Raw genomic sequence first — 6,974 nt, 5'->3', positions numbered from 1 at the left:
TGGGACACCCGGGCGGGGAGCCGCTCCTGCCGCGTCGGAGCCGGCCGGCAGCAAGTACTTCACCATCACGTTCCCGGGTGCGGCGCAGGCCACGGCCGGTGGGATGGATCTGGGATCGCGCGTGGCGGATCCCGCCTCCCTGCCCGCCTCCGCGGTGCACTACGGTCCGGTGACCACGCAGATCCCTGCGATCCCGTCTCCGCCGCCCGCCGAGGAGCCCACCACCGGTGCGCAGCGGACCTCGGACGGCACCGCCCGGTCCGAGCACGACCACGACCGCGGGACTCCCGCGGAGCACGTCAGCGCTGCGGAGGGGCTCCGCGACGGCGATCGCGTCGACCAGGACACGGAGGCGGCCGGCGACGAGCACGCTCCCGCGGCGTCGTCGGAGTCCGCCGACCGCGCTGCGGACGCCCCGGCACCCGCCGGGCCGGTGCGCGCGGTGGACGCCGAGGGTCTCGAGCTGCTCGAACCCAAGGAGTACACCCGGGGCACCGCGGCGCCCAAGGTGCTGATCACCCTGCTCCTCGTGGTGCTCGCCGCCCTGGCGGTCGTCCTCGTCATGTTCATCCTCTAGAACCACCAGAAAGGACAGCACACTCCTGTGACTGCCACCACCGAATCCATCGCTCTCGTGCGCGCCGCCGCCGCGGCTGCGGACCAGAAGAAGGCCGAGAACATCGTGGCCTTCGACGTGTCCGAGAGCCTGGCCATCACGGACGTCTTCATGGTCGCGTCCGCACCCAACGAGCGCCAGGTCTCCGCCGTGGTGGACGCCGTGGAGGAGGCGCTGATCGAGCGCTTCGACCGCCGCCCCCTGCGCCGCGAGGGCAAGGGCGAGGGCCGCTGGGTGCTGCTCGACTTCGGCGACGCCGTGATCCACGTGCTCCACGACGAGGACCGGGCGTTCTACGCGCTCGAGCGTCTCTGGGGGGACAGCCCCGCCATCGACGTGCAGCTCCCGCAGGCACCCGCCGGAGCCGCTCCGGGCGCCGACGACGACGCCGCCACGCGAGTCGGCTGAGACGCCTCCCGCTGATTTGCGCGGGCCCTCGCATCCTGTCTAAAATGATCGAGTCGTTGACGGGGAGACCGGAAACGCAGACGCCGCCGCACGGTGGCCCGGAGGAAGAATCCGGGTGAACGGGCAGTGATGGAAGCGTGGTAAAGTTTCGCCGGAAGCACGGGGCTATGGCGCAGCTGGTAGCGCACCTGCATGGCATGCAGGGGGTCAGGGGTTCGAGTCCCCTTAGCTCCACCACACAGGGAGAATCCCCTCCACCGATCGCGGTGGAGGGGATTTTTCATGCCCGCCCGCTCCTACCGGGCGTCGCGCCTGCCCGGTTGCCGTGTGGCGAGGGTCCGTGCATCCACCAGCTCCAGACCCGTGAACGCGCAGGACAGACCCCGGTGGTTGCGCGTGGGCACCACGGAGATCACCGCCACCAGCAGCCACAGGCCGATGAGCAGGCCCAGCAGCCCCGCCGCAGTGGCCGGGAGCAGGGCCTCGGCGGTCCTGCCCACTACGTAGACCCCGCCGACCGACGCGGCGCGGGCCAGCGCCTGCCCCGCGGACACGGTGCGGGGAGGCAGGGATGCCGCGCGGGCGGCGTCGTCGGCGCCGGGCAGGGCCGGTGCCAGCCACACGGTCTTCTGGCCCGCGGACGCCCGGGTCCCGGACAGCGCCGGGACCACGATCCACAGCAGACCCGGCAGCAGCACCGTGACGAGCACCTCCACGGCGTGGTCGGGCCGCTGCCAGCCCGTGACGTGCAGCATCATCGCCCACGCCACGGTGGCGGCGGTGCCGATCACCCCGAGGCCGAGCCAGTCCAGAAGCATGCCGAACCAGCGGCGCGACACGGTGACCGGTCGCGGCGCTGAGCGGGTGCTCGCGACCTGCCGCGAGGAGGGCATCCACGCGAGGAGCAGCGGGGCGAGCAGCGCCCCGAGGAGGCCGCCGAGGGTGTTCATGATCAGGTCGTCCACATCCGCGAGGCGGTACGAGCACAGGTAGAGGAACCACAGGCCCGTGTACTGCGTGAGCTCGATCAGCAGCGAGCCCAGGAACGCGGTCACGGTGGCGAGCACCCAGCCGCGCTTGAAGAACCCGCGCACCAGCACGCCCCAGGGCAGGAACAGCACCACGTTGAAGACCACCTGCAGCGTGACCCGGGCGGTCAGCATGCCCGTGACGGACAGCCCCGCGGTCTCGTGCCCGATGTCCGCGAGGAACTGGAACGGCCTCAGCTGCACCTGGCTGCCCCCGGTGCAGTCCAGCTCGGCGGGCACGGGCAGCGGGAGCATGGTGTACGCGAAGAGCCCCGCCGCGTAGAGGCTCACGGCCAGTGCACCCAGCAGCCGGGGCACGGTCAGACGGCCGTAGTGCCGGTACTGCCACACCAGCAGTGGGACGAGCACCAGCAGGAACAGCAGCGTCCCGCCGGCGAGTCCCATCGCGAGCGGCCAGGTCCATTCGCCCATCTCCGGGCACTTCTCCTTCGTCGGCGGATCGTGCGGGCGCGTGCCCCGCCTGGAAGTGTTTTGGTCCCCGGGCAGGCGGGGCTCGCCGCGGGACGCGGCCCTCGGCCGAGCGCCCCCGGTCGTGTGAGCTGGTCGCTGCGGGGCGCTCGATAGGGTGGGCCGAACAGGCCGCGGGAGGGACCTCTCGCGGCCACGGGACCCGAGACGAGGAGCCACCGATGCCCGACGAGTCACCCGGGGCGGCCTCCGACGCGCCGGACACCGCGACCGCCGCCCCTGCGGGGACGCGGAGCTCCCGGACGGCCACGGCTCCGCGCGAGACCGCGGCCAACCGGCGGGAGTGGGAGCGGATGCGCAACCACACCCGGGTTGCGACGATGTGGGGCATCCCCTTCCGGGTCTTCGTCGTGGCCCTCGCCCTGGGGGTGCTGGTGCCGTTCCTCGACCGCTTACTGGGCTCCGCGGTGCCCGGCTACCCGGACCTGGACACCGGGGCCGTGGCCTCGATCCTGAGCATCGTCTCCGGTGCGATGGTCACGCTGGCTGGTCTGGTGTTCACGGCCCTGGCCACGGCCATGAGCCTGGGGATCACGGCCATGTCCGTGCGGATCGTGCCCGTGTTCCAGGGGGACCGGGTGATCCAGTGGGGGCTGGGGGCGTTCGTGGGCACCTTCGGCTACTCCCTGCTGATCGCCCTGAGCATCGCCGTGCGCGACGACGCCTACCGCCCCTGGGTGGGCACCGTCCTGGCGGTTGCGGCGACCGTCGCGAGCGGCACCATGTTCCTGGCCGTGTCCGTGCGGGTCACGCAGCAGCTGAACCCCGGGATGCTCCTGCGCCGGCTGGCCCGCGACGGCTGGAACGCCACACGCTACGACCCCGCCCGGTTCCACACCCACGCCGACGTGGTGGACACGCGTGCGGTCCCGGAGGGGCACGAGGTCCGACGGCGCGCGGCCGGCACACGCAGGGACAGGACCGGCGGGGACTGCGTGCTGGCCGTGAACACCCCGCGGCTGCTGGACTGCGAGGACGCGTGGGGCATGCACATCGAACTGGTCCCGCAGATCGGCTCCCCCGTGCCCCCCGGCGGTCTGCTGTTCCGCACGAGCGCCCCCGTGACGTCCGCGCAGCGTCGGCAGCTCGAGCACGCCGTGGCGTTCGGGGACATCCTCTCCCCGGACACCGGGCCCTTCGGGGCGATCCGCGCCATGGTGGACATGGCGTTGAAGGCCCTGTCCCCGGCGGTCAACGACCCCACACGCGCCGTGCAGGCACTGGACCGGATCGAGGACGTCCTGGCGCGGGTGTCCCCGCGGCTCAGCGAGCGGCGTCGTGACGTGGCACGGCACCCGGAGGCCGTGCTGCTGCGGCGCTGGGAGCACTCCTGGGAGGACCACGTGGCGGCGGCCACGGACGAGATCCGGCAGTTCGGCACCACCTCCGTGCAGGTCCAGCGCAGGCTCCGCGCCCTGTTCACCACGCTGCTGACGCTCACCCCGGCAGAGCAGCACCCGCCGCTGCGGGAACGCCTGGACGCGCTGGAGCGCGGCACCGACGGCTGGTGGCAGGACCCGCTCGACCGTCGCCTGGCCGCGGGCACGGACGCGCAGGGCCTGGGCGATCTGACGCCGCGCGGGGTGCAGCGGGACCGGTGATGCCTGAGGAGCAGACATGACCACCAGGCGGCACGGTTGCCTGGCACTTCTGCACCCCAGGCCCCTCTCGTTCTCTCGTCACGTCGCGCGCGGTCCGTGTCGGGTGACGGGTGACGGGGAACCGGGCGCCGCTGGATAGCATGGACGACGAACATCCGGCACCCCGCCCCCTCACCCCCCGACCCACTGGAAGCCGCACGATGAGACGCCTGGTCATAGCCCCGCACATGGACGACGAGAGCATGGGCTGCGGGGGGCTGCTGGCCAAGTTCCCGGACGAGTGCACCGTGGTGGTCGTGGCGGCCGGGGACGAGACCCGCAGCCGTGAGTTCCGCAGCGCCATGGAGGTCGTGGGGGTCGAGCGGACCCGCGAGCTGAACCTGCCGGACGGCGCCGTGGGAGCGGACATGCCCGCTCTCGTCCGGCAGCTGGACGAGATCTGTGCGCAGCTGCGACCGGACGAGCTGTACCTGCCGTTCCCCTCCCTGCACCAGGACCACATATCCGTCTACGAGGCCGGGATGCGCACCGCCCGGCTGTCCATGTCCCCGGAGCACTGGTCCGCCCCGTCCGTGCTGGTCTACGACGTGGCCGTGTACGACGTGAACCTCTACCCGAGCGACCTGCGCTGGAACACCTTCGAGCCGCTGAGCAAGGAGCAGGCCGAGCGCAAGGCCCGGGCGTGCCGCTGCTACGAGTCCGAGATCCCGGGGGAGAACCACCCGATCACCGCGATCAAGGACCTCGCCGCCGGACTGGGGCGGGTCCGTGGGGTGGCGTACGCGGAGCAGTACGCGCTCGTCAGGCACGTGCGCTGATGCGGGTCACCATCCACCAGCCGGACCTGCTGCCCTACTCGGGCTTCTGGTACAAGATGGCGGTCTCGGACGCGTTCGTCGTCTCCCGGCACGACCAGTTCCAGAAGCAGGGCTACCAGCGCCGTGTGCGGATGCGGGGCACGTGGGCATCCCACCGGCTCGTGGGCAAGCCCGCGCTCGTGCCGATCACGGACGTGCAGGTCATGGCCGGGTGGCAGGAGAACCTCGCGCGGGTCATCACGAGCCGCTACCGCGGTGCCCCGCAGTGGGCGAACCGGGGGCCGGCGCTCGTGTCACGCATCCGGGGTTTCACGGGCAGCGCCCTGGACGAGGTCAACCTGCAGCTGATCCACATGATCCGGGACGAGCTGGGCATCACCACCCCGCTGCTGTTCACGGACCCGCCGCGGCAGCGGGCCACCGACCGGCTCATCGAGCAGGTCAGGGCCGTGGGCGGGGACGAGTACTACGCGGGATCCGGTGGCCGCGCCTACATGGTGGAGCACCCGGAGGAGTACTTCGCGGACCACGGTCTGACGCTCACCTGGTCCGACCACGTGCCCGTCACGGGGGACTCCGTGCTGAGCCTGCTCTTCGACCTCGAGGACCCGCTGCCCGCGATCATGAACCACTCCTGAGGGCGAACGGAACCGCAGCGCACGGCCCCGGCGCGGGCCACCACCGGTGTCCGGTCGCCCCGGACCGGCGCCGGGGGCGCAGCCGGCGGCCCCGCAGGGCACCAGCGTGGGCTCGCGTGCCGCGGAACATCAGGTGGCGCGGCGTGCCACGAGGATGCGGGAAGCCTCAGGCCGGGAAGAGACCCCGCCAGGCGGCGTCGTCGTACGGTTCCAGACCGCCGGCCTGAAGCATGCGGTGCGCCACGAGGTCCCACGTGAACAGCCGGGCCCGCTCGAGCCCTGCCTCGCCCATGCGGCGGGCCGTCTCTGGATCGGCCATGCGGTCCATGGCCGCGACGAGCTCCGGGACGCTCCCGGGGGCCACCGTGAGCCCGGCGGGGCCGATCATGTCCGCCGCCCCGCCGCGTGCGGAGCCGATGCTGGGGACCCCGGCCGCTGCGGCCTCCACGTGCACGATGCCCGCGGGCTCGAACGTGGTGGGCACCACGAGGCACGTGGCGTGTGCGTAGAGCGCGGCGAGCCGGCGCTGCTGGTCGGGGTCGTCCGCGCGCAGGAAACCGTGCCCGGTCACGCCCGGGAGATCCACGCGGGGGTGGTTGCCCACGAGGTCCAGCCGCGCGTCCGGGTGGCTGTCGCGCAGCCGTGCGAACGCCGCGAGCACCGTGGGACCGTTCTTGTCCTCCCACGCCTTGCCCACGAACAGGAAGCGGGGTGAGCTCCAGTCCTTCGCGGACGACGCCGCCCGGTCCGGTTCCGGCCCCGCGGGCCCCGGCACGTGGTTGGCGCCGAGTCCCACGGGGAAGACCGTGCCGGGGTCCGTCCCGAAGTCCTCGACCACCGAGCGGGCCGTCCACGGCGTGGCCGTGCAGCACGCGGTCGCATTCCTGAACGCCCTGCCCTGGGCCCGCAGCCGCATCCGACGGGTCCAGGCCCCGACCCGGCCCCACTCCAGCTCCCCGGCCTCGATGGCCTGGGGGACCGTGAGGTCCTCGAAGGTGATGACTCTCGGGTGGCGGACCTCGAAGGACGTACCGAGGCGCAGCACCGCGTCCAGGTGGCCCGCGCGAGCGATCCCGTGCGACATCAGCAACGTCCCGAGCGCGCGGTACTCCGCGCCGATCCGCGCGGCGGACTTGGCATGGTCCACGGCCTCCGGCAGCGGCTGGCCGCGTCGGACCGCGCCGATCCGCGGGAGCATCCGAGGGGCGGCCAGAACCCGCTGCACCGTGGCGTCCACGGGTTCGCCGGCGCGAGCACTGAGCCCCACGACGTCGTGCCCCTGGGCCCGCAGCGCCTGCCCGATGCCGCGGGGCGTGCCGGACCACGACGCGGGGTCGAAGGGGTCACCGTGGAAGGCCAGACCCAGCCGGAGCGGG

Annotated in this window: 7 protein-coding genes and 1 tRNA gene; 6 read left to right on the top strand and 2 right to left on the bottom strand. The window is 72.7% G+C overall.

The window, feature by feature from the left end; translation table 11 throughout:
• The 3 genes from QL985_RS11565 to QL985_RS11555 all read left to right on the top strand — a co-directional run.
• Nucleotides 1-577 (top strand): hypothetical protein (locus tag QL985_RS11565; protein ID WP_290147920.1); only part of this gene is annotated, 577 nt, incomplete at its 5' end.
• A gap of 27 nt (nucleotides 578-604) precedes the next feature.
• On the top strand, nucleotides 605-1,024 hold the full coding sequence (gene rsfS / locus QL985_RS11560) for a ribosome silencing factor (protein ID WP_059281231.1): 420 nt from the start codon (nucleotides 605-607) through the stop codon (nucleotides 1,022-1,024).
• Nucleotides 1,025-1,185: 161 nt separating this feature from the next.
• Nucleotides 1,186-1,261, top strand: a tRNA-Ala gene (locus tag QL985_RS11555).
• A gap of 59 nt (nucleotides 1,262-1,320) precedes the next feature.
• Here QL985_RS11555 and QL985_RS11550 read toward each other — a convergent pair.
• Nucleotides 1,321-2,484, bottom strand: coding sequence for a VanZ family protein (locus tag QL985_RS11550; protein WP_019309042.1), 1,164 nt, complete (start codon nucleotides 2,482-2,484; stop codon nucleotides 1,321-1,323).
• Nucleotides 2,485-2,702: 218 nt separating this feature from the next.
• Here QL985_RS11550 and QL985_RS11545 point away from each other — a divergent pair, with 218 nt between their 5' ends.
• The 3 genes from QL985_RS11545 (at nucleotide 2,703) to QL985_RS11535 (ending at nucleotide 5,598) form a co-directional block, all read left to right on the top strand.
• Entirely contained in the window at nucleotides 2,703-4,142 is a 1,440-nt protein-coding gene (locus QL985_RS11545) for a DUF2254 family protein (RefSeq protein ID WP_019309043.1), read from the top strand.
• 140 nt (nucleotides 4,143-4,282) lie between these two features.
• A complete protein-coding gene (locus tag QL985_RS11540; protein WP_082698341.1) occupies nucleotides 4,283-4,960 on the top strand; it encodes a PIG-L deacetylase family protein in 678 nt (225 codons plus the stop codon).
• On the top strand, nucleotides 4,960-5,598 hold the full coding sequence (locus tag QL985_RS11535; protein ID WP_019309045.1) for a WbqC family protein: 639 nt from the start codon (nucleotides 4,960-4,962) through the stop codon (nucleotides 5,596-5,598). Before QL985_RS11540 ends, QL985_RS11535 begins: the two co-directional genes overlap by 1 nt.
• A 166-nt stretch (nucleotides 5,599-5,764) precedes the next feature.
• Here QL985_RS11535 and QL985_RS11530 read toward each other — a convergent pair.
• Nucleotides 5,765-6,974 (bottom strand): glycosyltransferase family 4 protein (locus QL985_RS11530; RefSeq protein WP_290147912.1); only part of this gene is annotated, 1,210 nt, incomplete at its 5' end.

This window comes from Kocuria sp. APC 4018, assembly GCF_030407675.1.
In the GTDB taxonomy this organism is placed as follows: domain Bacteria; phylum Actinomycetota; class Actinomycetes; order Actinomycetales; family Micrococcaceae; genus Kocuria; species Kocuria rhizophila.
This window is presented reverse-complemented; position numbering and strand designations above follow the sequence as displayed.